Consider the following 2333-nt stretch of genomic DNA (forward strand, 5'->3'; position numbering starts at 1 on the left):
TGATTGTTGAGCTTCGCCCGCGACCCGGGGCCGCTGACAATGAACACGGCATCGGCCTTGGCAAGCTCGCTCAAGCCGCCATGCGGCGTGATGGTGATGCCGGTGTTGGAGGTCACCTGCGGCGTGTCCGCGCAGATCCGCACCGACCAGGGCTTGGCGTAGCCCACATAGGCTGGGTCCTGGACCCGGTTGAACAGGTCCCAGGGCAGGAACAGATCGACATCGGTGAAGCCATCGTAAGCCAGCATGGCAATGTTCATCGGGTTCTCCTATTGGATCAATGAAGGGAATATCCGCTTCGGAGACGGGATTCTCGCCGCGCCGGCGACTTGGCTGTATAGTCAATCAATCAATTTTCATGGCTATACAGATGGCCGATAGAGGATAGAGAGATGGCGGACAGCCCCCCGACCTACCAGGCGATCGCCAACCGGCTGCGCGCGGCCATCCGCCGTGGCGACCTGGCACCCGGCGCCAAGATGCCGTCGGTGCGCCGGCTGGCCGAGATCGAGCAGGTCAGCGCGCCAACGGCGGAACACGCGCTGCGGGTGCTGGAGGCGAGCGGCCTTGTGGTGGCCAGGCCAAGGTCAGGCTTCTACGTTTGCGCGGACATGCCCGCCGAGCCGCTGGCCCCGCAACCCGGCGCCACGGCCCGGCCGGTGACGCTGACCGCCAATGTGCATGCGCTATTCGCCCAGGTGCGCGCGCCCGGCCTGGTTGCGCTGGGGGCCGCGTCGCCGTGCGCGGCATGGCTGCCGGACAAGGCGCTGGCGCGCAGCATGCTGGGCGCGACCCGCAGGCTCGGGGCGTCGGGCCTGGCCTACAGCGTGCCACCGGGGCGCCTCGACCTGCGCAGCCAGATCGCGCGCCGCGCGGCGCGCTGGGGCCTGCACATCTCGCCCGATCAACTGGTGCTCACGCAAGGGCAGAGCCAGGCCATGCGGCTTGCCTTGCAGGTGACCTGCAAAGCGGGCGATGTGGTCGCGGTGGAGTCGCCTTGCTACTTCGGGACGTTGATGCTGCTGCGCAGCCTCGGGCTGCGCGCCATCGAGGTGCCCACCCATCCGCGTACCGGGATGGACCTGGCGGCGCTGGCGCAGATCCTGCAGCGGCATCGGGTCAGCGCCGTGGTGTCGGTGCCCACCGCCAACAACCCGCTGGGCTTCACGATGTCCATCGCCGACAAGCGCACGCTGGTACAACTGCTTGACGATGCCGGGGTGCCGCTGATCGAGGATGACGTGTACGGCGATCTCTCGGCCGGCAAGCCGCGGGCGCCGGCCTGCAAGGCGTTCGACGCGTCCGGCAATGTGCTGTATTGCACGTCGGTGTCGAAGACGTTGGCGCCGGGATGGCGCATCGGCTGGATCGCGCCGGGCCACCGCTTCGAGGCGGTGCTGGAGGCGCGGGTCGAGGCGAGCCTGGCCGGATCGCCGTTGTTCGAGGCGGCGCTGGCCGACATGTTCTCGAGCGGCGACTACGACCGGCATCTGCGCCGCTACGGCCAGCGGATCAAGGACTCGGTGCGCACGTTCTCATCGCGCATCGCGGCCGCCTGGCCAGCGGGGACGAAGCTGCGCGCGCCCGACGATGGCTTCTTGCTGTGGGTGGAACTGCCCGCCCATGTCAACGCGCTATCGCTGTGCGAGGCGGCGGCGAGCGAGGGCATCAGCATCGGTCCGGGTGCCATGTTCTGCCCGGACGGCAGCCGGTACGCGCATCATGTCCGGATCAATTGCGCCCAGCCGGCCACGCCAAAGCTGCTCGCCGCGCTCGACCGCATCGGTGCGCTCGCGGCGGTGCAAGCGTGATCGCGCGCTGGCTGTGACTGCCCCGCGGCCTCGGCAAGCCAGCAGGCAGAGGATCCGGGCTCAAGGCTCCAGCGGCATCGCGCTGGTGCACTTGATCTCGTCCAGGCAGACGCTGGACTTCACGCCGCTCACACCCGGGATGCGCATCAGGGTGTCGAGCAGGAAATCCGACAGCGACTTCAGATCGCGCGCCACTACCTTGAGCACATAGTCGATATCGCCGGTCACGGAGAAGCACTCCTGGATTTGCGCCAGCTCGGCGACCAACCCCTTGAAGTTCGACAAGTCCCGGATATGGCCGCGTTCCATCGTGACATGGATAAAGGCCACCACGCCGAAGCCCAGGCTGGCGGAGTCCAGCCGGGCCTCGTAGCGCTTGATGATGCCGAGCTCTTCCAGGCGCCGGTGGCGGCGCAGCGTCTGGGCTGGCGACAGGCGGATGGCCTCGGCCAGTTCCAGGTTGGACGCGCGGCCATTTTCCTGCAACGCCCCCAGCAGGCGCCGGTCGATGCGGTCTAGCTC

At 68.0% G+C, this 2333-nt stretch carries 3 protein-coding genes; 1 reads left to right on the forward strand and 2 read right to left on the reverse strand.

The annotated features are described in order from the left end of the window. The coding region (locus tag AC1DS3_RS37895; protein ID WP_477129279.1) for a type 1 glutamine amidotransferase family protein at window positions 1-260 on the reverse strand (260 nt) is incomplete at its 3' end. Window positions 261-392: 132 nt separating this feature from the next. Between AC1DS3_RS37895 and AC1DS3_RS37900 the strand changes: the two genes are divergently transcribed. Beyond that, window positions 393-1811: an aminotransferase-like domain-containing protein gene (locus tag AC1DS3_RS37900; RefSeq protein ID WP_477109240.1), complete on the forward strand. Its 1419-nt coding sequence runs from the start codon at window positions 393-395 to the stop codon at window positions 1809-1811. A 60-nt stretch (window positions 1812-1871) separates the two neighbouring features. Here AC1DS3_RS37900 and AC1DS3_RS37905 read toward each other — a convergent pair. After that, window positions 1872-2333, reverse strand: a 462-nt coding sequence (locus AC1DS3_RS37905) for an Lrp/AsnC family transcriptional regulator (RefSeq protein ID WP_477129280.1), incomplete at its 5' end; no start/stop codon positions are given.

It is taken from the genome of Cupriavidus sp. 01L46 (genome assembly GCF_056399905.1).

What these genes read in the sequence shown, in the direction of transcription:
- AC1DS3_RS37900 (WP_477109240.1), top strand. Translation starts at nt 393, where the DNA reads ATGGCGGACAGCCCCCCGACCTACCAGGCGATCGCCAACCGGCTGCGC.